The sequence below is a fragment of the Pseudobdellovibrio sp. HCB154 genome, from assembly GCF_046267985.1.
Lineage (GTDB): Bacteria > Bdellovibrionota > Bdellovibrionia > Bdellovibrionales > Bdellovibrionaceae > Pseudobdellovibrio.
Map to the genome: position 1 here is coordinate 1,526,504 of NZ_CP176530.1, position 23,121 is coordinate 1,549,624.

17 protein-coding genes and 1 tRNA gene are annotated in these 23,121 nt (G+C 40.1%); 11 read left to right on the forward strand and 7 right to left on the reverse strand.

Annotated elements, in window-relative coordinates; genetic code table 11:
* Positions 1 to 33: 33 nt before the first annotated feature.
* Genes metG through ACKWCF_RS07535 form a run of 3 tightly spaced genes read right to left on the reverse strand, consistent with a single transcriptional unit; the run spans position 34 to position 3,763 of the window.
* Positions 34 to 2,079, reverse strand: coding sequence for a methionine--tRNA ligase (gene metG / locus ACKWCF_RS07525; RefSeq protein ID WP_409480096.1), 2,046 nt, complete (start codon positions 2,077 to 2,079; stop codon positions 34 to 36).
* A gap of 5 nt (positions 2,080 to 2,084) precedes the next feature.
* Positions 2,085 to 3,125 (reverse strand): rod shape-determining protein, encoded by a 1,041-nt coding sequence (locus tag ACKWCF_RS07530; protein ID WP_409480097.1) that lies wholly within the window; start codon positions 3,123 to 3,125, stop codon positions 2,085 to 2,087.
* Between the two features lie 2 nt (positions 3,126 to 3,127).
* Entirely contained in the window at positions 3,128 to 3,763 is a 636-nt protein-coding gene (locus ACKWCF_RS07535) for a hypothetical protein (RefSeq protein WP_409480098.1), read from the reverse strand.
* A gap of 107 nt (positions 3,764 to 3,870) precedes the next feature.
* Between ACKWCF_RS07535 and ACKWCF_RS07540 the strand changes: the two genes are divergently transcribed.
* The 8 genes from ACKWCF_RS07540 (at position 3,871) to ACKWCF_RS07575 (ending at position 10,598) form a co-directional block, all read left to right on the forward strand.
* Entirely contained in the window at positions 3,871 to 4,632 is a 762-nt protein-coding gene (locus ACKWCF_RS07540) for a glycosyltransferase family 2 protein (protein WP_409480099.1), read from the forward strand.
* Positions 4,616 to 5,557 (forward strand): hypothetical protein, encoded by a 942-nt coding sequence (locus tag ACKWCF_RS07545; RefSeq protein ID WP_409480100.1) that lies wholly within the window; start codon positions 4,616 to 4,618, stop codon positions 5,555 to 5,557. Before ACKWCF_RS07540 ends, ACKWCF_RS07545 begins: the two co-directional genes overlap by 17 nt.
* A 231-nt stretch (positions 5,558 to 5,788) precedes the next feature.
* On the forward strand, positions 5,789 to 6,598 hold the full coding sequence (locus tag ACKWCF_RS07550) for a hypothetical protein (RefSeq protein WP_409480101.1): 810 nt from the start codon (positions 5,789 to 5,791) through the stop codon (positions 6,596 to 6,598).
* 40 nt (positions 6,599 to 6,638) lie between these two features.
* Positions 6,639 to 7,223 (forward strand): hypothetical protein, encoded by a 585-nt coding sequence (locus ACKWCF_RS07555; RefSeq protein WP_409480102.1) that lies wholly within the window; start codon positions 6,639 to 6,641, stop codon positions 7,221 to 7,223.
* A 181-nt stretch (positions 7,224 to 7,404) separates the two neighbouring features.
* Positions 7,405 to 8,292, forward strand: a complete 888-nt coding sequence (locus tag ACKWCF_RS07560; RefSeq protein ID WP_409480103.1) for a tyrosine-type recombinase/integrase — start codon at positions 7,405 to 7,407, stop codon at positions 8,290 to 8,292.
* Positions 8,293 to 8,377: 85 nt separating this feature from the next.
* Positions 8,378 to 9,715, forward strand: coding sequence for an ATP-binding protein (locus tag ACKWCF_RS07565; RefSeq protein WP_409480104.1), 1,338 nt, complete (start codon positions 8,378 to 8,380; stop codon positions 9,713 to 9,715).
* A 27-nt stretch (positions 9,716 to 9,742) separates the two neighbouring features.
* Positions 9,743 to 9,816, forward strand: a tRNA-Cys gene (locus ACKWCF_RS07570).
* Positions 9,817 to 9,875: 59 nt separating this feature from the next.
* Positions 9,876 to 10,598 carry a M12 family metallopeptidase gene (locus tag ACKWCF_RS07575; RefSeq protein ID WP_409480105.1) on the forward strand — a complete coding sequence of 241 codons (723 nt, stop codon included), beginning with the start codon at positions 9,876 to 9,878 and terminating at the stop codon, positions 10,596 to 10,598.
* Here the strand turns inward: ACKWCF_RS07575 and ACKWCF_RS07580 are convergent.
* Both ACKWCF_RS07580 and ACKWCF_RS07585 read right to left on the reverse strand, forming a co-directional pair.
* A complete protein-coding gene (locus tag ACKWCF_RS07580) occupies positions 10,543 to 11,445 on the reverse strand; it encodes a trypsin-like serine peptidase (protein WP_409480106.1) in 903 nt (300 codons plus the stop codon). The two genes, ACKWCF_RS07575 and ACKWCF_RS07580, sit on opposite strands and share 56 nt — an antisense overlap.
* Before the next feature lie 56 nt (positions 11,446 to 11,501).
* Positions 11,502 to 13,895 carry a phosphoenolpyruvate carboxylase gene (locus ACKWCF_RS07585; RefSeq protein ID WP_409480107.1) on the reverse strand — a complete coding sequence of 798 codons (2,394 nt, stop codon included), beginning with the start codon at positions 13,893 to 13,895 and terminating at the stop codon, positions 11,502 to 11,504.
* A gap of 153 nt (positions 13,896 to 14,048) precedes the next feature.
* On the opposite strand from ACKWCF_RS07585, the gene ACKWCF_RS07590 reads away from it, so the two are divergent.
* From ACKWCF_RS07590 to ACKWCF_RS07600, 3 genes are all read left to right on the forward strand, one after another.
* A complete protein-coding gene (locus ACKWCF_RS07590; protein WP_409480108.1) occupies positions 14,049 to 14,249 on the forward strand; it encodes a hypothetical protein in 201 nt (66 codons plus the stop codon).
* A 152-nt stretch (positions 14,250 to 14,401) separates the two neighbouring features.
* Entirely contained in the window at positions 14,402 to 20,077 is a 5,676-nt protein-coding gene (locus tag ACKWCF_RS07595) for a tail fiber domain-containing protein (RefSeq protein WP_409480109.1), read from the forward strand.
* 125 nt (positions 20,078 to 20,202) lie between these two features.
* Positions 20,203 to 20,994 (forward strand): YiiX/YebB-like N1pC/P60 family cysteine hydrolase, encoded by a 792-nt coding sequence (locus ACKWCF_RS07600; RefSeq protein WP_409480110.1) that lies wholly within the window; start codon positions 20,203 to 20,205, stop codon positions 20,992 to 20,994.
* A 140-nt stretch (positions 20,995 to 21,134) separates the two neighbouring features.
* On the opposite strand, the gene ACKWCF_RS07605 is transcribed toward ACKWCF_RS07600, so the two are convergent.
* Complete coding sequence (locus tag ACKWCF_RS07605; protein ID WP_409480111.1) at positions 21,135 to 22,172, reverse strand: hypothetical protein; 1,038 nt, start codon at positions 22,170 to 22,172, stop codon at positions 21,135 to 21,137.
* Positions 22,173 to 22,175: 3 nt separating this feature from the next.
* Positions 22,176 to 22,967: a TIGR02147 family protein gene (locus tag ACKWCF_RS07610; protein ID WP_409480112.1), complete on the reverse strand. Its 792-nt coding sequence runs from the start codon at positions 22,965 to 22,967 to the stop codon at positions 22,176 to 22,178.
* Positions 22,968 to 23,121: the final 154 nt, after the last annotated feature.

Genomic DNA, 23,121 nt, shown 5'->3' on the forward strand with positions numbered 1-23,121 from the left:
GCCAGATCAAGAAACAGGACCTGGCACCCTTAATTATTTTACTTTTTGTCCAGTTTTTGCGCCTTTATCTGGAGATAGAACGAATAAATCAGATCCACCTTCGCCAGCACATAAAATCATACCTTCAGACATTCCAAACTTCATCTTACGCGGAGCCAGGTTTGCAACGATTAAAATTTGGCGGCCAATTAATGTAGCTGGATCATAAGCTAACTTAATTCCAGAAATAATTTGGCGCGTTTGTCCGGGTTCGACTTCAACTTTAAATTTTAATAATTTATCAGCTTCAGGAATGGCTTCAGCTTCTAGTACCGTAGCTACACGAAGATCGACTTTATTAAAGTCATCAATACCGATAACACCTACCGGAGCATCTGCTGCCGGAGCTGCCGCTTGCGCCGCAGCTTTTTTAGGTTTCGCTGCTTCTTGAGCTGCGAACTGAGCTTTTTGTTCTTCGATCATAGATTTTACTTTGTCAGCATCTACACGTTGAACTAAGTGCACATAAGCATTGATCGGTTGGTTCGTTAAAATCTTCTGAGCATCAGTCCATTGGTATTCTGGTTCTTTTAATAATTCAGAAACTTTGGTCGCTAACATCGGAAGAACTGGTTTTAAATAGATTGCTAAAATTCTAAAAGCATTAAGTGTCGTAGTTAATACGCGCTTAACTTCAGCTTCATCCGTTGATTTCCACGGTGCTTTTTCGTCAAAGTATTTATTCACAGAATCTGCTAACTCGCGAATTAATGTCGTAGCTTTTGCAAAATCACGCTCATCGTAGTGTTTATGAATTTGCGCTTGTTTAGACTGAAGCTCTTTTAAAATCTCAGTTGATGGATCTAAATCATATAAGCTAGAGCCAAACTTTTTATTTAACATCTGCGCGCCACGTGAACCAAGGTTTACAATTTTTCCGACTAAGTCAGAATTTACGCGTGATTGAAAGTCGTCTAAATTAAGATCCATATCATCGACAGATCCGTTAATTTTAGTTGCGTAGTAATAACGTAAGAACTGTGGATCTAAATGATTTAAATAAGTTCTGGCATTGATGAAAGTGCCTTTAGATTTAGACATTTTTTCACCATTCACCATTACGTGACCATGTACGTTCACAGCAGTTGGTGTTCTAAAATCAGCGCCTTGTAAAAGCGCAGGCCAGAATAGGGTGTGGAAGTACACGATATCTTTTCCGATAAAGTGGTAACATTCAGTTTTAGAATCTTTACCCCAGAATTCAGATAATTCGCGGCCTTGTTTAGATAAATACTGCTGAGCTGCTGAGACATACCCCATTGGAGCATCAACCCACACGTAGAAATACTTGCCAGGCTCGCCAGGAATTTGAAAACCAAAGTACGGTTCATCACGCGAAATATCCCAGTCACGTAAATCTTCATTAAACCATTCCATCATCTTTTTAGAAACTTCAGGGGCTGTATGATGAGGAAGCCATTTTTTTAATTCTTCTTTGAAATTATTTAATTTAAAGAAAATATGATCCGATTCTTTTTTTACCGGTGGAGTTCCACAAATAGAGCAGCCTGGATTAATTAAATCACTTGGTGAATACGTTGAAGCACACACATCACATGAATCACCATATTGGCCTGGTGACTTACATTTAGGACAAGTGCCTTTAACAAAACGATCCGGTAAGAACATTTTGTCGTGATTACAGTACAATTGTTCAATCGGTTTTTTATGAATATGGCCTTTAGCTTTTAAACGCTCATAGAAAACTTCAGATAACTTTTTATTTTCTTCTGAGTGCGTAGAACCATAATGATCAAAGCCAATCGCAAAGTCTGCGAAATCACGCGTGTGATCTTTAAAACTTTGCGCCACGTAATCTTCAGGTTTAACACCTAATTCACGCGCCTTAATCATGATTGGAGTACCGTGAGTATCATCGGCACATAAGAAAATACACTCATGACCACACATCTTTTGAAAACGAGCGTAAATATCGGCTTCAATGTGCTCTAGCATGTGCCCTAAGTGAATTGGCCCATTGGCGTAGGGAAGAGCACAGGTCATAATAATTTTTCGTTTTGAATTTTCAGTGTGTAACATAAAACCTACAGTTGTAATTGGATCTTTTCTAATAAATCTGGATCTGAAAGAACCATCTCGCCACCAACAGCAATCGCTGTTAATGGATTGTCAGCCACGCGCACTTGAATACGAACTTCAGCTTCAATCTTATTGGCCAGTTCTTTAATTAAAGCACCACCGCCAGCTAACATAATGCCAGTTTCGATCACATCAGAAACTAACTCTGGTGGAGTTTTCTCTAAAGCATTTAAAATTCCGTGAATGATCAATTGGATTGAGTTCGATAAAGCGTTTCCGATATCTTCTGAGGAGATGACTTCAGTACGTAAGAAACCTGAATCTAAGTCGTGACCCTGAACTTCAAGTTTTTGAATATTCTTTTTCGGCAGCGCTGTTCCTAAGTTTACTTTTAAGTATTCAGCTTGCTGGTCTGAAACAACTAATTTTTTAGTATCTTTTAAATAACGAATGATATCTTCATCGAATTTGTGACCGCCTAAACGTAATGGTTCACAGTAAACGATATCAGCTAAAGCGATCACGGCGATTTCAGTAGATCCACCACCGATATCAATTACCATATGGCCTTTGGCCTCACGCACGTTAATACCAGCACCGATCGCAGCAGCCATTGGTTCATCGATAAGAAGAGTTTTTGAAGCGCCTGCTGAGCGGCAAGCTTCAACGATGGCTTTTTTCTCAACCTCAGTCACACCGTAAGGAAGTGATACGACAACTTTTGGACGTTGCTTGTTTGAAACTTTGATCGCCTTCATTAAGAAGTGGCGAAGCATCACACGAGCCGCATCGAAGTCAGCGATCACACCGTCTTTAACCGGTTTAATCACCACGATGTGACCAGGATTTTTTTTAAGGATTTCTAAACCCTCAAGACCGATCCCTAAAATTTTTCTTTTCTTCGGATCAATGCTTGAAACCATAACCTGGCTTGGTTCATTTAAAACCATGCCTTTGTTCTGGATAGAAATCAGCGTGTTAGCTGTTCCTAAGTCAACATAGATGTCTGCGCCTGCTGTAGTTGAGCCAAATAACCATTCTAACATAACTAGTATTTTTTATATCCTGTTGAGCCTTCGAAAGGGAAACTGAAATAAACAGAAACACTTGAAAGCGAGTTATCTAAATTTAAATTGAATTCAGCACCGATATGTTTGTCTTCAGTAGGAAACCACTCAGCACCCACAGTAAATTGTGAAGACACGTAACTGCTGTTACCGCTAAACCATGTGATCGGAAGACCAGCGTACGGAATCATGTTGCCGTAACGAGTGTCAGCTTTTTTAGAAAATAGGGGAGTTAATTGAACGCCTGTTAAATTGTGATCTTCATCGCGTGCGTAAATGATCGCTGCACGGCCACCCATAGCTGGTTGTTTTTCAACATCTGGAAATGGAACCCATTTAACCGATGCCTGTGTCCAGAAATCAGTTTCACCGCCACCCATTGTGATACGGCCATCAAGATCATCAATGATATGTGCATCAGCGTAAACACCAACGTTAAAACCACCACCATCAGAAACAATCAATTGCGGAGCTACGCCTAAACGGTAGTAGTTTTCTGGCAAGATTTCTGCCGTTTCGTTGATAGTTAAAAAAGCGTGGCTATAGCGCGAAAGCATAAAAGCTGAAGCGAAAATAGAAATGATCTGGATCCATTTGAAAATTTTGTTTTTTGTCATAGGTAATATGGTAACCACCCAGACTTTAGGTTGGCAAGCGTTACACTGCTGTTTGGTGCGCAAAGCTTCGCTTTGACTTTATCACGAAAAAACGATGACATGAATTCGTGCCTATTTCAGCTGTGATCATCTGTAAAAATGAAGAATCAAACATCGAGCGCTGCTTAAAGTCGCTTGATTGGGTTGATGAAATCGTTGTTTATGACTCGGGTTCTACCGACAACACCATTAACATTGCGCAGAAATTGGGCGCAAAAGTGCATCAAGGGCCGTGGTTGGGTTTCGGACCGTCAAAACACGAAGCCACAAAGCGTGCAACTCATGACTGGATTTTATCTCTCGATTCTGACGAAGAAGTTCCGCTTCACTTAAAGCAAGAAATTCTATCAAAGCTTGCAACTCTTGATGCTGATTACATCTACAAAATTCCACGTTTATCTTTTTACTTAGGCCGTTGGATTAAGCACGGTGGTTGGTACCCAGATTTTCAAATTCGGTTATTTAACCGTAAAACTCATCAATGGAATCAGGCCGTGATTCATGAAAAAGTAGAACCGTTAAAAGGTGATACCGAACATATCGCCGAGCTTGATAATTACCTTCATCATTACGTTTTTAAAAATATCGAACATCAAGTGCAAACGAATAACCGTTATTCAACATTGCAAGCTGAAGCCATGTTTAAAAACGGAAAATCTTTTAGCTATTTTCATCTGTTCACAAAACCTTACGTAAAGTTTATTGAATGTTACATTTTTAAACTTGGCTTTTTAGATGGTTGGGCGGGCTACGCTATTGCTAGAAACGCAGCCTATTCCGCACTTTTAAAGTGGTTAAAGCTTAAGGAAATTTATGATCAAAAAAAATAACATCTTCTTTTTAGCTTTGGTTTTACTGTTAGCGCAAAACGCGACTGCGGCTATTCCGGTCCTTAAAAGTTATGTCGGGCATCCGCTCATTCATTTAGTTGACGGTAATGTTAAAGTTGAGCCGGTTAAAGGTAAAAAGATCGAGCAAACTTTTACCGTAAAAACAGCGGCTAAAGAACAAATCAAGATCGAATTAGGTAAAGATTTCTACGTGATCGTGTTTCCTGAATCGAGTGCTAAAGTTGAAGGTTATTATATCACCAAAAAAGATTTCAAAGTTAAAGCTGTGAATTTTAACTCGGGAAGATTCTACGTTAAAAATAGTTCAAACATCGAAGATGATTTGACGGTGATTTATCAATCTGAGTTTTTTATCTGGAAAAACAGCGAAAAAAACAACCAGCGCGAATTTTTCGTAGAGCTTAATCCAGCTATCGCGCAGGTGCGTTTTTGTGCCGGTGAAGCGGGTATTGCCGCTTCGTTATTTGATCACGAAACTGTGAAAAATCTTAAGTTTCAAGAAGGGGCCTCTTTTCAGGGGGTACTTAAAAACGGTGAGTTAGAGTTTGATCAATTGCTGCAAAATCGCAAAATCCCAAAAGGAGAATGGAAAGAAACCTTCACTTGCGATTTTAAACAAATTCTTAAAGAGATGAATGATCTTGAAGCTTCTGAAATCGCAAGAAGTAAAAAGGCGGCTCAAACTAAAAAAGCCGAAGAGAAAAAGCGTAAACAAGAGTACGACAAGTCGGTTTGTCATGAGCCCAACGGGCAGTTCAACGAGTGTTTGTGGAAATGGGAAGAGAAATTCTGCATCCGTTATCGCTGTGATGGGCAAGGTCAGTGGCAAGATCGCCAACAATTATCTAAAAATCAGAATTATCATTGTGAGACGAAGCCGAAAGTTTCGAAATGTGATTACTAAACAAAGAGGCTCTTGGACTGACAACTCTTTGCAAGTGTCAGCACTTAACGTCACTTCTTGCTAATTCCATAACCTATTTACTTTGAGCATCGTCTCATTTTAAGTCTAAAAACACCTAAAAGCCACCTGTTTTCAATAAGTTATGCCATTTAGTCCTTTTCGGCACACCGCTTGTATATACCTTAATATACAACGCACCTGATTTAAAATGGCTCTTTAAGGAAGGTATTTATGAAAACAGGATTATTAAAAACAAATGCACTCGTATTATTAACAGCAACTGTATTATTTGCTGTTGGATGTTCGAATTCAAATTCGAGCGATACAGTCACAAATACTCTTCCAGTAATTAATGGAACGATTCCAGGACCGATCATTATCGATCCTTCAGCTCCAACAACTCCTGGGACAAGTTCAACAACAACATTCTACGGTGGATCAACTGTAACATTTAAGCCAACAAGCTTAGCGCAAATGAATAAGTATGTTGCGACTCATCCGTTAAATGCTCCAACAGATTTTAAAATTAACATCAACTTAGCATCAGTTGGTTCTGGTCGCTACGGTGGATCAGTTTCAATTTCTTATAAAGACAATGGTTACCTTTATAACGGTGTATTCAAATCTGGTATGGGCACGAACCAATCATTTAAAGGTATGTACGATAACGGTACTTTAGAATCTAACTATAACTACTGGTTTAACTACAACAATCAAACTGTATTCACAGGTTTTTTCGAAGACCAATACGGTGCGATCACAATCACTTTAGTTCCGCAATCAACTTCATCTGGCGGTAACGATGCTGAACCTGTAGCTGGTAGCAAGTATAAAGGTTATGTTTACTTTAAAAACTTCGCGGTAACTTCTGCGCAACACTCTCCATACCGTGCTTGTTGGTTTACTTACATGGGTCCATATGATTGCCGTTCAAACGTGATCCAAACTAAGTGTGGCTTGTTCCCAGGCGCTGAAGCAGGTTATGAATTACTAGGTACTTTCTCTGATGTAGTAGTAAACGACGCTTTCAACATTAACTAAGAACTTTATAGAAACTTTGAGACCCCCAAACGAGAATTTTATGAAAACTTTCACTAAACTTATGACATTAACAGCAGTTACGATCGCCACAGCCTTCGTAATTGCCTGCGAAAATAAAAACAAAAATAACCAAGCAAACCTTCCGGTTTATCAAAACGGAATTGGTGGAGCTGAGTTTTTTAGATCAGAATCTAAAGATACGAATCAAACGCTGTTTTTTAACCTAAGCTTTCTAAGCTCATCAGGTGTTGCAGCACCTTACTATAATAACTTAAACTACGGATCTCCGGTAATTAACTATGTCGGCCCCGTGGTTGTGAATGGATCTTTATCAGTAACTATGGGTCAATATTTAGGTGGATGTTTAGTTCCAGCGGGAACATACACTTTATCGACTGTTCAAACAGGTGTGTGGACAAATGCTATTGTGCAGAATGTAAGAATTCAAGCAGTCGGTCCCGCAAGCATGATTCTTTCAATTCGTAACGCTCAAGTTTCGGCAAAACCCTACAATCAAATGGGCAATCTGTGGACGGAAATTCCGCAATATGGCCGAATCTTCGGTAGAATCGTGATTGAAAGCGCCAACGGATACAACTGTTACGGCGACATTTTGGTCGACTAACAAACGCCTCACGCAAAATAGTTAAAGTAATTTATTAAGATTTAAGATCATAAAAGATTTTAGAGGAATTGTTTTATTTAAAGGGCGACTTTGTGAAGAGCCATCACACTGTCGCCCTTGTTGTTTTTAGACTCAAACTTTTGTCTTGCTTAATTCGAGAATCACGTTTCAAATTATATATATGAATTTACTACCTCTTTGGATTGAGTTCTTCGATGATTTGCAACATGTAAGAGGGCGTTCACTAAATACTGTGATGGCCTACAGAAGAGATTTGGAATTATACAAAGCTTTTCTACAAAAAAGCACACGCTTAGCTGAATTCTACGACTTCATGAAAGATGAAGGATTATCGACTCGCTCACAAGCGCGTGTGATCTCTTCTTTACGTACTTATTTTAAGTTCTGCGAATCTCGTGGAATTAAATCAGAAGAATTACGCGAACTTCGTCCACCGAAAGTGAAATCATCACTTCCAAAAGCAATCACTTTTCAGGAATTTGAAAAGCTATTTGCTTCATGCGAAGTGGCTGATCCGGCAAAAAAATACCGTAACCAATTAACCTTATTATTCTTATATGGTTTAGGTTGCCGTGTATCAGAATTAATTTCTTTAAATTTATCAGATTTTTCAGCCACTGAACGTTGGGTGAAAGTTTTAGGTAAAGGTAAAAAAGAAAGATTAATTCCTTTAACTGAAACTTTATTTGAAGCTTTAGATAAATATCTAAAACATTCTCGTCATTTATTAGCTTACGATGAATCAGGGCAAAACTCTTTATTGCTGAATGACCGTGGACACCGTCCATCGCGCATTGATGTATGGAGATGGTTAGCATCTTGGTCAGCGAAAGCTGGTTTTGAAGAGCCTGTGCATCCGCACAGATTCAGACATGGTTGTGCGACAGCACTTTTAGAAGGTGGCGCAGATCTTCGTTCAATCCAAATGCTTTTAGGTCACGCAAGTATCCAGACAACGCAAGTTTACACGGCGGTATCTACGGCAACGACAACTAAAGCAGTTGATGAACATCACCCAATGTCTAAACTTAAAGACGTCGCGATTTAATAATCCGAAATCCGAAACCTTTTTAAGTTCAGCACAAAATTAAACTTATAAAAATAAAGCCTAGGCCTTGCAAAGCCTGGGCTTTATGATTTTAAAAACACTTATCGAAAATCAAAACCGACTAGTTCCGGCCATCGTTGAAATTGAACTGATTCCGGGTATTCCGCAGATTCATTTTTTAGGTCTTCCTGATAAAGTCATTAAAGAAAGTTTTTTTCGAATAAAAGCTGCGATGAAATCTTCGGGCTTTAAATTTCCGTTATCACAACAAGTGATCGTGAATATCAGACCCAGTTCTCTTAAAAAATCATCTCTAGGTTTAGAGCTTGCAGTCGCTTTAGGAATTCTACATTTAACCGGACAAAAAGTTTTATGCGAAGAAACCCAAAAGCATTTGATCTATGGTGAACTTGATTTAAACGGCGGTGTTCGTGAACCTGAAGACTTAAAGTATTTTAAAAACATGAATAATGACTGGGTGTTAACGGGAAATGCTCTATCTGAAAGTCATGAGTTTTCAAGACTGATGGATTTAAATTCCGAAGTTATGATTTCAAGAAATCAGCATTCTAAAACTGTTTTGCGAAGACCTGAAATTGGATTGGAGCAAAATTTCTCAGACGAAGAGGCTGAGTTAATTTTTCTAATGGCCACAAGTGGTCTTCATACTTTACTGGCTGGCCAAGCTGGCGCTGGAAAATCATTTTTGGCTAAAAGATTTATTAGTTTTTATTTATCTGATGAAACGCCCACGCATGATGATTGGTTTCCATTTATAGCGCCTCATCATTCGCTCACAGTAGGAGCCTTTTTAGGTGGTGGTGTTCAGCTGGCTGAAGGTGAAATTGAAAAAGTAGAAAACGGTGTGCTTTTGATGGATGAACTTTTAGAGTTTCATTCGCAGATTTTAGAATCTTTGCGTGAGCCCATGACCGGTGAGGTTTTGCGAATCGCCAGAGCCGGGCGGGTGAAAGAAGTTAAACCATCTTTTCAAGTTATTGCCACGAGTAACTTTTGTCCGTGCGGAAAATGGATTCCTGGGTATGATTTTTCGGGTTGTCGCTTTGGCGCTTCAAAATGCAAAAGCTATTTAGACAGATTAAGCGGACCTTTAGCTGATCGTTTTGGTCTGATGTATTTTCATAAATTAAAACGGCCGCAACGGACTTACCCAGGACTTAAAATTCTGAGCCGTATCGAAAACTGGAAAGTTTTAGCGCAAAAAACTAAGCCCGAAATCGATATGGAAGTGATCGAAGAGACCTATTCCGAGCTGTCAGGAAGACGTCAACAAGCCTTAGTTAAGGTTGCACAAATTTTTGCCATCGAAGATCAAGCCCCTCAAATAACCACTAAACACCTAAAAAAGAGTGAAACTTGGACGGTAAAGGGCTTTTTGCAGCTTGAAAAGGGAATGAACTAGAGTTAAATTGTTTCTTACCTTTCGATTGGTGACGTGGCCGAGGGGTTAGGCACGGCTCTGCAAAAGCTGTTACGGGGGTTCAAGTCCCTCCGTCACCTCCAAATTCTTATTCCTTACATTTTTTAATTTACATGAGCACATCGCTTGCTAGCATAAACTCATGGTGAAAATCGTATTGATCCTGTTTTTTTCTCAGATGGTCTATTCGCAAGAGTTGTTTCACTATTTTGAGGATTACCGTTTAAAGCAAAGCCAGATAACCACCGAAATGGCTTCGGGGTTTTACGCTTATGAGAGTCAGCCGTGGCAAAATGGGATAGTTCCCGTGGAGTTTGATCGCTCGATTTCAAAAGATTATCGAAACCGTTTTATGGCGGCTTGTAAAGTTTGGTCAGATGTCGCGAATGTGCGCTGTCGTTTAAGAAAATCTACTGATATCAAATATCTTTTTGTGACAGATAAAAATAATCGCTGTTGGACCGATGTAGGTTCTGGATCTGGCCGACAGGAGTTTAATTTTTCTTTTGATTGGTGCTGGGAAAAAACAAAGCTTATTCATGAACTGGGGCATGTGTTTGGTTTTATGCATGAGCACCAAAGACCTGACCGCGATAAATATTTAAAAGTGAATTTAGCTAACGCCGGTGAATACGCTTTTGCTTACGAAAAACTATCATTTGGATCACTTGATAAAAGTACGCCCTATGATTTTATGTCGATTATGCATTATTGGAATGCAGCCTACAGTGTAAATGGCCGTCCGATTATGGTTCCTCGTCCTGGTTATGAGAAATACACAAACACCATGGGCACTTCTAAAAGTTTAACTAAAGGTGATCGTGATCTTGTACGAAGAGTTTACGGTTTAAAACCGAGCGAATAAATTGCGCTGAAGTGATATCTTCACCTGAGCACGAAGTGCTCGTGCACACATTGGTTTTGTAACATTTTTTATTTTCAGAAAGTACAAAATCTGTTTCGCCAGCCACAAGGATTCCTTCAATAACACTGGAATTTTTCTTAAAAACCGGTGAGCCAGAATTTCCTCCGAATGTTTCTAATTCAGCCGTAATAAGGTTACCGCTAAATTTGCGAATTGGTCCAAGACCAGAACTTTTCATAGGTAATCCGCTCGGGTGGCCCACAACTAAAATCTCGTCTTGTAAATTTAGCGGCGCTTCGGCCAAGGTAAGTGGTGAATATGGAAATTCGCGGTCTAGCTGAACGATAGCCATATCTGACGCTGGATTGTCGTTTTCATAGATAATTTTTTTGCAGCGATAAATATTTTCAGTCGTTGTGCGAATGGGGTTTTCGCCGTTTTCACCTAACACGAAATCAGAAAGAAAACGGGTAAATTGGCAGCCTGATTCAGAGACGCAGTGGCCAGCGGTCAGAATTAAATCCTTACCGATAACTGAAGCTGTGCATTTAGCCAGTGAGGGTTGATTATAAAAACGTTCATCTTCACACAGCTTGAAAGCACGGCCGTAATGCCTAGGTAAGAAAATAATGTCGCCGCTGGGTTGGGTGTGAAAATCAGCACTGTGAACGATAGCAAGCGTTCTTTTTTGCACAAACTGCATAATGTCGGTAGGGCTTTCTAAGGCAATTTCCTGGCGGGTATCTTCGTTGTAGATCACCTTTGGTGTAAACACTGGGCTAGCGAAGCCGTCATTGAGATAAATTAACGAAGATAATAATGCTGTCGTAAAAAAATAGCGCTTCATGCCTAAAGCCTAACAAGAAATCGCACTCAAATACAAGACGTACTTGCGTTTTAACATTAGCCGGTGGACATCATACCGCTCGAAATCCCTGTCACTGTAAGTCTTAGTAAATCAATTTCTTTATTTTTCATCGCGATATTCTGTAAAAGATTAAGCGGATGAATCATCGGAGCCCGCAAATGCACACTTTCTTGAAGCCACTGTTTTGTATCCAGTAATTGATGTGACTTTGTGATCGTTTTACAGAACTTCACTGTGCGGGCGTATTCGTCTTCAATCTCTTGAGAGAATTTTTGAATAAGGTCTTTTGGCAGAGAGCTTTCATAGAGATAAGTTTTAAAAACCGCAAGCTCAACTTTGGCTAGAGTAAAATCTAAGGATTTTACGTAAGAATTAAAAACGGGGTTACGTTGAAATTCGACAAGTAAAGCTTTCTTTTGTTCAGGAGTTGATTGTTCCCACGCAAGGCCTGCGCCCCACCAGACTGGAAAAAGCAGTCGTGTTTGAATCCAGCATAAAATCCAAGGAATAGCTCGTAAAGCTTTTACCGTTAGCTCTTTAGTACGTCGTGCGGGTCTAGAGCCTAGTTTTAGATAGCTCATCATAGCATAAGGTGTTGCCTGTTTTACGATTTGTAAAAAGTCGCCATCGGTAATTTTACCTCGGTAAGATTGGGTTATTTTTTCGGCGAAAGCCTTTAAATCTGCATTTTCCGGTGAATGAAATTTCTTTTTTAAAACATCGGTGGCACATTGGGCGATATTTTCTAGTTGGCGATCAGCAATCATTGGACTTGCTAACCAGCGTTCGATCATTTCACCTTGTACGGTGACTTTAAAATTATTCACCGCACTTTTAGGCCACCAGGCTGTTTGATTATCAAGTGTTCCGCCGCCGCGATCTACACTTCCGCCTGAGCCGTGAAAAAAGATCGGTATTATTTGATGTTCGCGGCAAACATTTTCTAAACGGGGTAGAGCTTCAGCAATAGCCAGACGGCTTGGAAAAACGCCAGCTTCTTTACTGGAATCAGAATAGCCCAGCATAATTTCTACTTTAGAATTCCAATAGTTTTTAATTGCTGATTTTAAAATTTCATCATTAAAAACCTCTGTCATAATTTCGGCGGATTGTTTTAGAGATAAAGCTTCTTCAAATAAGGGCACAACCGGAAGGATGATTTGCCCTAGATATTTTTTTTGTTTTAAAGCCGCCGTTTTTACATGAATTGCTGATTCCGCCATACTAATAATAAAAGATCTAGCGTACCAACGTGGGTCTCCACCTTGAGAAATCGAAGCGATGGTTTTTAACATGCGATCAATAGCCAAACCTTTTTTGTTCTTAGAGCGCATCATGATGACATCAGACGATTCGCGAAGCTCCATAGGAATTACTAAGCCTGGAAATAATTCGAGTAATTGGCTTATTGTTCGAAGTTCTGGGTGAATGATTCCAATTTGTGTTTCATACGCTCTGAGTAGGTTTAAGACTTCGTGTTTGAATTTTTTAACTTTTTTTACATCTTTTGTTTTTATGCTTCTGAGTGGCTTAGCGGTTATAAGTAAGTCGTTGATTTGTTTTATTAAATCCTTATTAGAAATTAGTTTTACAGTCGCACGGACTGCAATAAGCATCTCTGTGATCAGCTTTAAGATTTCATTTCTAGAGATCGTTAAGCTTTGCAGTAAAGTTTTTTCGTGAACTCCAGGATGGCCATCTTTATCGCTGCCAATCCAGCTATGAATGCGTAAATTCACTTTTCTTTCATTGGTATTCATTAAAGTTGTTAGAATATGGTCTCTGAAAAGTTGCGAATAAAGTGTTTCAGCTTCATCTTTAACTTTAGGAGAACGTTTACGCATGACGGGGGCTCGCCAAGCGATTTCTAGGTAGTGAAAGAGATCTGCTTTTTGTTCAGATTTAAACTGCATTTTTTTCTCAAGCGCGTTTGTGGCTAAAACATCGATAAGTATTTTTTGAATCTCTTGAAAGACTGATATGTTTTGTGCTGATCTTGCTTCGGTCGGGTGGGCGGTTAAAACGTAAGTGATACTCTCGGGATGAATATCTGATAATTTATATTTACTATTTACGGTTAGACGATGGCTGCGGTAAGCATTTTCAGCTGCATTCATGAGCTGAATCATCAGTGTAAAAGCGTGGGCGATTTGGTAACGCTGATCGGGATTCTTTTTTTCTAACTCGCGTTTTAAAGATTTAAGTTTAATAAACGCTTCGCTTTCCGAAGTTTCACGCAGATAAGTCATGTGTAGGCGAATACTTTCAATTTGTTTAAAGGATTCAGCCCCTAATTCACGTTTAATCACCTCACCTAAAAGAGCCACAGATTCTCGAATCAAATGGCGCAATTCAGGAGCAGCTTTAATTTTTTTATTTTTTGATAAAACCGATTTATTGGCACTGAAGTCTTGAATTAAATCTATCATACATCCCCATCCAAAATGATTAAATAGCAATCTCATAACCACTCTCAAAATAAGTTAACGCGATTAAGCGGGGAGAATTGCCCGAAGGATAAATTTACGGGGCAAGATATCTCAAGGCGCAAACTTTGCTTTAATAAAATACGGAGGTCAGTTATGCCCACATTCAATGTTCAACCCCAAAAAGAGTTGTCGAAAAATCGAAAGGTCGAATCTGCAGAAATTAATAATAAAGAGATCAGAAAATCTGATGCTTCTGAAAATTCAGGGCGTATAGTGCGAAATGAACCTGCGAGCGATCCGTGGGTGATTGGATCATCAATTGTGCGTCGAAATGAGCCTGACGACGCAGACTAGGCCTACTCCGGAACATTTTTTTTAAATCTGCTCAAATTTCTCGGAATGAGACTCTCTAAGCTTGTTATATTTGATTAGACTTAGCCCTGTTTACGCCAGTAAATCTTAAGAAAACTGTCAAAAATGTCGATATGTACCCTGTGAGCAATGTGGTGCGGGACGTTTTATTCAAAGGGTTCATTTCGCTGAGTATTTTTATATTCTCGCTCACATCCTTTGCCATCAACGGCAGAACCACTTACCAAGCGCGCATCGTTAAGCCTGATGGTTACCCCTTACAAGCTTCGAGCGTAAATTTTCGTTTTACCGTTTTAGATCAAAGTGGATCTTGCGTGATGTATGTTGAAGACTATGCAGCTATCAACATGACAGACACAGGTGGTTTGATTTCTTTTCCTTTAGGAACGGGAGCCAGAACATTTCCGACCAGTGGTACCTCGCAAACTTTTCAAAATACTTTTGATAACTCAATCACATCTTTTGCCTGTCAAACGATGGGAATTTACAACCCGAATCCGACAGACACACGTAAGATTGTGATGCAATTTAACGATGGTAACGGTTGGCAAACGCTGCCAGCGATGTCGATCAACGCCGTACCTTATGCGATGTTTGCCACACGTGCCGATAATTCACGGGCATTAAACGGAAAAGCTGACACGGCATTTGTTGAGTATTCAGCGTTAAACGGTCTTAGCTGTGCCGCTGATCAAGCGATTAAATATAATGGCGTAAGTTTTTCTTGTATTACAGTGGGTGCTAGCAGTACGCCAGTAACATCATCAAGTGTAATTGCGGCCTTAGGTTACACACCAGCACAAGGCGCAAGTTTTACCTCTCTTGATTCAACGGTGAATTCTGTTTCAAGTGCGGTGTATTCAGTTTCTTCGACGGTCAACGGTTTAACGAATTCGGTCACAAGTTTATCAAATACAGTAGCGGCCTCATTTGCGGCTATGACTTCTTCGCAATGGACATCTTCAGGAACAGGCGTTTTTTATAACTCAGGCAGTGTGGGTATCGGCGTAAGTAGTCCAGATACGCTTCTGGATGTAGCGGGCACGGTAACGGCAAGAACATTATCAATTGCAAATGCGACTTACGATCTTGCTCCAAGAGCGAACGTTACGCCAGGAGCTGTAGTGGCTGTCGGTACTGACTTTGTTCCGGGATTTTTTAAAGCATCGGCTTGGTCTTCTTCCGCGGCGAGTGGAACGAGCTTAGGTAGCTATAGGTTTGGTGTTAACGGCAAAGATACTGCGGCGATTGAAAGTATCGCCACAGAAAATTTTAGTCCAAATTACGGATCTGCACTTATGTTTTCGACGACGCCTAACGGAAGTTCGGTGAAACAGGAAGTTGTGCGTATTACTGGCGTTGGTAATGTGGGGATTGGAACTTCAGCCCCTACAACTAAATTAGATGTGGCCGGTGGTATTCGCATCAGCATGGAATCTGCAACTTGCGCTGCAAGCTTTACAGGTACTTTACGATATAATTCTGGAAGCGTTGAATATTGTAACGGAGCTTCATGGTTACCATTTGGTGTAGCAGGAGCGGGAATCACTGCAATGAATGGTTCAACTTCTGGAACGCAAACTTTTGCCACTGGAATTACCGGAACAGTTTTTAATATTTCTTCAAATAACGGAGTTCACACATTTAATATTCCGTTAGCAGCTTCTGGCTCAGTGACTGCTGGTCTTTTATCAAATGCAGATTATTTAGCTTTTACAAATAAAGTGAGTGCTACATCGGCTTCTGTGATTTCTGCCTTAGGCTATACACCATTAAATGATTCTGTTTCTGGAACTTATCTTGTTAAAGCAAATAACTTATCTGATTTAGCATCAGCAACAGTCGCGCGTGCAAATTTAGGTTTAGGCGCGTTAGCTACTTTAAATTATATAGATTTAAGCTCAACAGCTGCTTCAGGAACTTTATCAGAGGCTAACTTACCAGCCATCGGATCAGGTGTTGCAAGTGGTACACAATACACGAAAGTCACTGTTGATGGTAAAGGTCGCGTGATCAGCGGATCGCAAGTGACTTTAAATGATATCGTTCATGTGTATACAGGTAATGGTGGATTATTTGTTGGCTCAGGCACTTCGCGTCCACTAGTTGAAGACTCAAATACGGCAGAAAGCACAGCGTTTGGTGTAAATTCAATGGCTGCTAATCAAAGTGGTGGTCAAAATACAGCTTTTGGTTATGCAACGCTTGAAAACTCGGTTACAAGTTATGAAAATGCAGCTTTCGGTTGGTACGCCTTAGCAGAAAATACAACTGGACAATTTAATACGGCGATCGGTGCTGAATCAATGTGGAGTAATACTACAGGTGTTGAGAATACAGCAGTCGGTGGAGCAGCCCTTAGCTACAATACTACAGGGCATTATAATAGTGCTGTAGGTATGATTGCCTTAGGTCGCAATACGTCGGGTACTCACAACGTAGGTATGGGGATAGGTGCTGGCGGAGCCAATCAAACAGGTAATCGAAATGTTTATTTAGGAGCATGGGCAGGAAATGGTCCATCGAACAATTCCAATGTAAGCAGTACGGTCATTATTGGTTACGATGCTGCCACAAATATTTCAACAGGCGCAAACAACAATATCGTGATCGGAGCAAATGCCGCAGGTAATTTAACAACTGGTCCTAATAATATTGTGATCGGTAATAACATTAATACGGTTGCGGCTACTGCCTCTGGCACATTAAATATCGGAAATTTAATTTTCGGTAATGACATTGATGGAACTGGTTCAACTCTTTCTACAGGTAACATCGGCATTGGTGTTTCAAATCCAACGGCGAAATTTCAATTAGCAGCAGGTACAACGTCAAAGGCTCCATTAAAATTTACTTCAGGCACATTACTTACATCTCCGCAATCAGGCACAATGGAGTACGATGGCGTAAATTTCTATGTAACTGATGGTTCAAATCAGCGTCGTACAATTGCCACAGGTTCATCAACGGGCAGTATTGATAATGCTTCAACGATTAATTCAACAAGCAACATCACATTAACGCCAACAGGTTCAGTTATTGTGTCATCAACAACAGCATCAACATCATCTAATAATGGTGCCTTAGTTGTTCAAGGTGGTGTTGGTATTGGTGGTAATTTAAATGTAGCTGGAACAATCAGTGGTTCAGCGCAAGTCAAAGCTACAGGCTATCGCGCAAACCAAGGTGTGCCGAATGCAGCAGATAGTTCAACAAATGGTTATTCTTTTGGAATAGATGGCGATACAGGTTTATTTTCGCCAGGTTCTGGTGGAGCTAACGGTATCGTTTCAATTTTTTCAAACGATGTTGAAGCCATGCGAGTTACAGCAACGGCTGTAGGTATAGGTACGAGTGCCCCTACACAACTCTTAGAAGTTAGAAAAGACCAAGCTGGCCTTCCTACTATTGCTAAAGTTGTAAATTCGAATACTACAGCTGGAACGCAAGCTCGCTTTGATCTGGCCACTGGAACCGCTAATTCTTACTCGATTATGTCTGTGTCTGAAAATGGAGCAGGAGCTACTTCGTTTGAAATAGCTACAGGTAATGGCATCAGTAACGGTATGTATTTCACAGCTGGATCAAGTGTGACAAGTCAGCCAATTATTTTTAGACAAGCTTCAACGGAAAGAATGAGAATTAATTCGAGCGGTAATGTTGGTATCGGCACTGCAACTCCAGTTTATAAATTATCAGTTTATGAGGGTTCAGGTAACGTTATTAGCAATGTTGAAAGTGGTAATAACGGCTCTGCAGCTTATACTCGCCATTCGGGAAAATCAGCAGCCGGTGTAGCTCGCACTTACGGTAATGGTTTAAATATCAGTGATGGTAATGCAGGTTATGAAGTTTATGATTTTACAGCTGGTGTATCACGTATGTTTATTAATACGAATGGTAATGTTGGTATTAATACAACGAATCCAGGTGCTAAATTACATCTATTAGGTAACCAAGCTTTAGAAAATAATTCCGCGAACGCGGCAGGTGCGAGTATTGCATTTTGGAAAAATAGAAATTACGGCGCTACACAAAATAATGATGAATTAGGTTATCTTTCGTTCTACGGTCACGACGGATCTACAACACTTCGCTCAGCTTATATGATTTCACATGCTGATGGCGCGGCAACAAGCGGATCAGTGCCGGGAAATTTAAAATTCTTTACGACAACAGCAGGTAGTGGTGACAGTACAGAAAAAATGCGTATCGGTGCAAACGGTAACGTAGGTATCGGCACGACTACTCCAAGTACGACTTTAGATGTCGCGGGTTATATCGCAACAGGAAATGGTACGACACAAATTGGTGGTGTTATGGGTTTAAACCGCGGTGTGGTACCTAACACTGGTCTTGTCGTGGCCGGAAATTCAGGTTCATCAAACGGTGGTTACGCCCAATTTTACGGAACAAATGCAGTGAGTGGAACTGATGATCGCCGTGGTAATGTAGATATCGGCAGTTACATCGCGGGCGGAGCTCCAGGTAATATTAATTTTTACAACTACAATGGCTCTGGTTGGTTAAGCCGTATGCTTATTCAGGGTTCGACTGGTTATGTTGGTATGGGCACTCTGACTCCATCGGCGAACTTACACGTTTTCGCGCCAGATACAGATACTGCAACAATTGCAGCAACTGGTTCAGCTCAAGGATCAGGAATGCTTTATGTCGGACAATCAACAGCCTATGGTGCCGGTATGTTGTATAACGGCGATGATTCTCCAGCTATGTTAGGCGCTAGTGATGATGTTGTTTTCTTCCGCCGTGATAATGGTACAGATTACGAAGTTTTTAAATATCGTTACAATTCAGACAACGTTACTTTTAACGGTCGCGTGGGTATTGGTACTGCGGCACCGCAAGGTTCTCTTCATATCGTGTCAACAGTTTCACAGGTCAATTCGCCAACAGAGGGCATTTTCTTAGGAAAAAGTGCCGGCGATGATTACCAAATTCAGTTAACTCAAACAGGCGGAACGCCGCACATTGATTTAAGCCGTGGTACGAATACAGATTTTGATGGACGAATTTCATCAACTGCGAACAGTACTTTAAGCTTAGGTACAGCTTCAGCTTCAATGTTACTTAATTTAAACGGCACGAATGTGGGTATTGGCACCGCATCTCCTGCAAGTAAATTCGAAGTGCGCGGTGGTAATACCTTTATGGAAGGTAAAGCTTACGTGTATTCAAATTCAGGCTGGGGATCGGTTACTCCATCCATCAGTTTAGCGATTGGTGATAATGATACCGGTATTAATTGGGTCTCAGATGGTGTGTTACAAATTTATGGAAATAATGCGGTTCGCATGCACTTTGCTCTTGATGGTAATAACGGTATCGGTACAACAACGCCAAGTTACAAACTTGATGTGAATGGAACAATCCGCGGTTTTGGTATTACCGATTCTTCAGATGCGCGCTTGAAGAAAAATATTATGCCGCTTGATTTTAGTTTAGAGAAAATCTTGCAGATTGAAGGCGTAAGTTATAATTGGATTGATAAAGACCGATCGCCAAAAAAACAAATTGGTTTTATCGCCCAACAGCTTGAAGAAATCTACCCTGAACTTGTAGAAACAGATAAACAAGGCATGAAATCAGTGAACTACTCGCATCTAGTAGCTCCATTGGTAGAAGCTGTTAAAACACTTTACAACAAAATCACTGGCGTTGAGCGCGAGATCGCTTCACTTAAAGCTGAAAACGAAGAATTAAAAACAAAAGTGAAAGAATTCGACGAATTAAAAGCTTATATCTGCAAAAAAGATCCAGAAGCTCCGAACTGTAAACCCGCTCAGTAATTGTTTAGCAAACAAACTTAAAAAATATTTTTCAAACAAAGATTAGAGTTTTTATTTACTACGATCGTCCAGAAAACGGGGTAAACAAATTGCTCCGTGAGTTCTGATCCCTAGACTCTGGGTTAATGAAAACAAAGAACATAATCTTATTAACATTTACTTTTTTAACCCTATCAACTGAACAAATTTTTGCATTTTCGCGTGGAAAACCTTTCTGGGAAAAACGCTCGACGCCGTCGAATTCGGCTCAGCATGCCCCAGTGCAAACACCAGTTACGCCAACGCCGACAACATCAGCCCCTCCCATTGTTTCACAGACCCCACCGGTTGTAGTACCAACTCCTGCGCCGACACCAGCACCTGCACCAGTTTCAGGATATCAAGAAGGTGATATTATTTTTATTCAAAGTCAGTCTTCGCAGTCGGCAGCGCTTCGCGAGGCGACAGGCTCTGTGTGGACTCATGTAGGTCTTTTAGTAAAACAAAATTCAAAATGGTACGTCGCTGAAGCTGTTGGCCCAGTGGTGAGTACGCCGATGAGTGAATTTATTGCTCGCAGTAAAGATAAAGCGTATGAAATCTACCGCTTTCGTCATTTTGATCCGACCACGATGCGTTCGGCGATGTTGGCGGCAATTCAGAAATACAATAAGCCGTATGATATCTATTTTGAATTTTCTGACACACGTACGTACTGCAGTGAGCTCACATATAAAGTGATGTTAGATGTCACGGGGCAAGGATTAGGGCGCGTGCAAAAAATGCGTGATATGAAGCTTGATGGCCCTTATGTAAAAGCTTTAGTGCAAAAGCGCTTAACCGACATTGGTAAAGAACTGAATTTAGACGAAGATATCATCACGCCAGTCAGTCAAATGTTAGATCCTGATGTGACTCTAATAGAAAAAAAGGACTAACTTTTTAGGGTTAGTCCTTAATGTGAATAAATGTGCTGAATGCGCATTTGCTAAATTGTACTCACTTTATCGGAATTCCTAAGATTTGCTTTATATCTTAGGAATTCTTTTCAGTTGCGCAGTTGAGTATTTGCAACCGCTTATTCGTTATAAAACACACCTGGAATAAAAGCGTTAATTTGGTTGTATAAGCGTCCTGCAGCGGCGTTACAGCTTTCACCCAATGAGCGGATAAAGTGAAAATTCGGCACTTTTTTGTCGACTAAATTGGTTACGTCTTGAGAATTGTTATCGCCATCAAATACATCTTGTTCGACTGTTACAGCCATAAGTTCTACGGTGTTTAGGTTATAGGTATTGTTGCAAACTTCGTATTTGAAATATTCAAACCCCATGCTGGCAATGCGCGGCCCAGAAATACTCCCGTTAATTTGAATGTAAGGGCTAAAGGCCATTTTATCGGGGGCCCCATCATTTTTGTAAGTGAACGGAAAAAATACTAACTGGTCAAATTTTTGCGATAGGCGTGATGGAAACCAAATTTTAATACGCTGTGAAAAATCAATTGGCTTGATTGTCTGAATATTTTGAGTAAACAAATAACCTGTATTTAAGCGTGATTTGATCGCTGATTTTTCTAATTTCGGTGAGCCGACCTCTTTTTTGGGAATAATTAAAATGTAATTCAGTTCATGCAGTAGTAAAGCCACACGGTTTTCTTCGTTCATTTGGTACCAGAACATAAGATCGATTAAAATCACATCGTTTGTACGGGCTGCAACTTGGTAATAGGGCCCTGCAATAATAGATTCTACCGGGATATCGCTTAAGCGGTAGTTAACAAAGCTCCAGCGTACATTTTCAAAAGCTGTAATTAAAGCTTCAGCGTAAACGGGATCAAGCTCTGCAATTTCAGCTAATTTTCTGCTAAAAAGATCAAGCGTAGCTGTCGGCATACGGCTCGGGTAATTCAGCGTTCTTGCGCGAAAGTAGTCATAAAAGAATTTGTTTGTGGCCGCTTTGAATACCGGTTCTTCGGCGATGCCTTGTTCTGCTAAATCTAAAAGATAGTATTTATCATTGATTTTAATGGCATTGCCGCCATTACCAACGTGAACTGGTCCGGCTAATGTAATTAAAGAAGCTAATAGGGTTGTAAGTAAAACAAAAACTTTCATCTTTTAGGGCCTTTCTAAGCTGAAAAAATTAACTGCCAACGAATAAATTTCTGTCGATGGATTTTCATTATAATATTTAGTGCTGAATTCACTCATAAAGTCGCGAATCATTTGTTTTGCACCATGCATTTGATCTTTAGAAAACGAAATCACCAGGTTTTGAAATTCTCTTTCTAAAACAGGTTGTGTCGCTACACTTTGTGCTGCTTTTTCCGCGATAGAAACGTGATATTTAGCAATCGCCGTTGAAGGAATGTCATTTAAAGTCTGAACACTTGAAGCCGTTCCAGATAAAATACCATTTTCATTTTGCAAAATTTTTAAATCGCAGAGCTGCTGTATGATCAGTGTCGCTTGATCGAATGAAATTTTTAAAATTTCAACTAACTGATGGACGTTGGTTGCTCGTTTAGTTGAGACAAGTTCGTAAACAGCTACATGGCGCCAGTGATTGATTGTGTTTAATGGATCTTGGTGTATCACCACTGAGTTTGCAAATTTAGAAATTTGTGAAAGTTTTACGGCGGCAGCAGCCTTCTTCTTTTTGGCGCGCGCAAAACAAGTATCAACACTTGTTAAAAACTTTTGTTTTTCGTGATGAGTGAGTGTCAGGTTGCCGACAATTTTTTGTGCAAGCTTTTCTGAAATACCACGTTTTCTTGAAAAGATCTGAGAAAGGGTCGAATGGTCGATATCAAGATGACGCGCAAAAATGCGTAGCGAGTATCTTGGGTTCTTCTCTTTTTTCTTATCAAATTCGCGTTGAAGAATTTGTAAATAAACTTCTTGTTGCATGGGTTAAAAGTAAACTGGCAATACGTGAAAACTGCAAATTGTTTTTCTGTGTAAATAAGATTTTTGCTAGCTAAGTGCTGACAAAATAAACACTATGGAAGCATTATGGAAGAATACGCAAAGCTGTGGTTACATCAAAGAATTTTTGTAACCG

What these genes read in the sequence shown, in the direction of transcription:
- metG (WP_409480096.1), bottom strand. Translation starts at nt 2,079, where the DNA reads ATGTTACACACTGAAAATTCAAAACGAAAAATTATTATGACCTGTGCT.
- ACKWCF_RS07530 (WP_409480097.1), bottom strand. Translation starts at nt 3,125, where the DNA reads ATGTTAGAATGGTTATTTGGCTCAACTACAGCAGGCGCAGACATCTAT.
- ACKWCF_RS07535 (WP_409480098.1), bottom strand. Translation starts at nt 3,763, where the DNA reads ATGACAAAAAACAAAATTTTCAAATGGATCCAGATCATTTCTATTTTC.
- ACKWCF_RS07545 (WP_409480100.1), top strand. Translation starts at nt 4,616, where the DNA reads ATGATCAAAAAAAATAACATCTTCTTTTTAGCTTTGGTTTTACTGTTA.
- ACKWCF_RS07550 (WP_409480101.1), top strand. Translation starts at nt 5,789, where the DNA reads ATGAAAACAGGATTATTAAAAACAAATGCACTCGTATTATTAACAGCA.
- ACKWCF_RS07555 (WP_409480102.1), top strand. Translation starts at nt 6,639, where the DNA reads ATGAAAACTTTCACTAAACTTATGACATTAACAGCAGTTACGATCGCC.
- ACKWCF_RS07560 (WP_409480103.1), top strand. Translation starts at nt 7,405, where the DNA reads ATGAATTTACTACCTCTTTGGATTGAGTTCTTCGATGATTTGCAACAT.
- ACKWCF_RS07565 (WP_409480104.1), top strand. Translation starts at nt 8,378, where the DNA reads ATGATTTTAAAAACACTTATCGAAAATCAAAACCGACTAGTTCCGGCC.
- ACKWCF_RS07575 (WP_409480105.1), top strand. Translation starts at nt 9,876, where the DNA reads ATGGTGAAAATCGTATTGATCCTGTTTTTTTCTCAGATGGTCTATTCG.
- ACKWCF_RS07580 (WP_409480106.1), bottom strand. Translation starts at nt 11,445, where the DNA reads ATGAAGCGCTATTTTTTTACGACAGCATTATTATCTTCGTTAATTTAT.
- ACKWCF_RS07585 (WP_409480107.1), bottom strand. Translation starts at nt 13,895, where the DNA reads ATGATAGATTTAATTCAAGACTTCAGTGCCAATAAATCGGTTTTATCA.
- ACKWCF_RS07590 (WP_409480108.1), top strand. Translation starts at nt 14,049, where the DNA reads ATGCCCACATTCAATGTTCAACCCCAAAAAGAGTTGTCGAAAAATCGA.
- ACKWCF_RS07600 (WP_409480110.1), top strand. Translation starts at nt 20,203, where the DNA reads ATGAAAACAAAGAACATAATCTTATTAACATTTACTTTTTTAACCCTA.
- ACKWCF_RS07605 (WP_409480111.1), bottom strand. Translation starts at nt 22,172, where the DNA reads ATGAAAGTTTTTGTTTTACTTACAACCCTATTAGCTTCTTTAATTACA.
- ACKWCF_RS07610 (WP_409480112.1), bottom strand. Translation starts at nt 22,967, where the DNA reads ATGCAACAAGAAGTTTATTTACAAATTCTTCAACGCGAATTTGATAAG.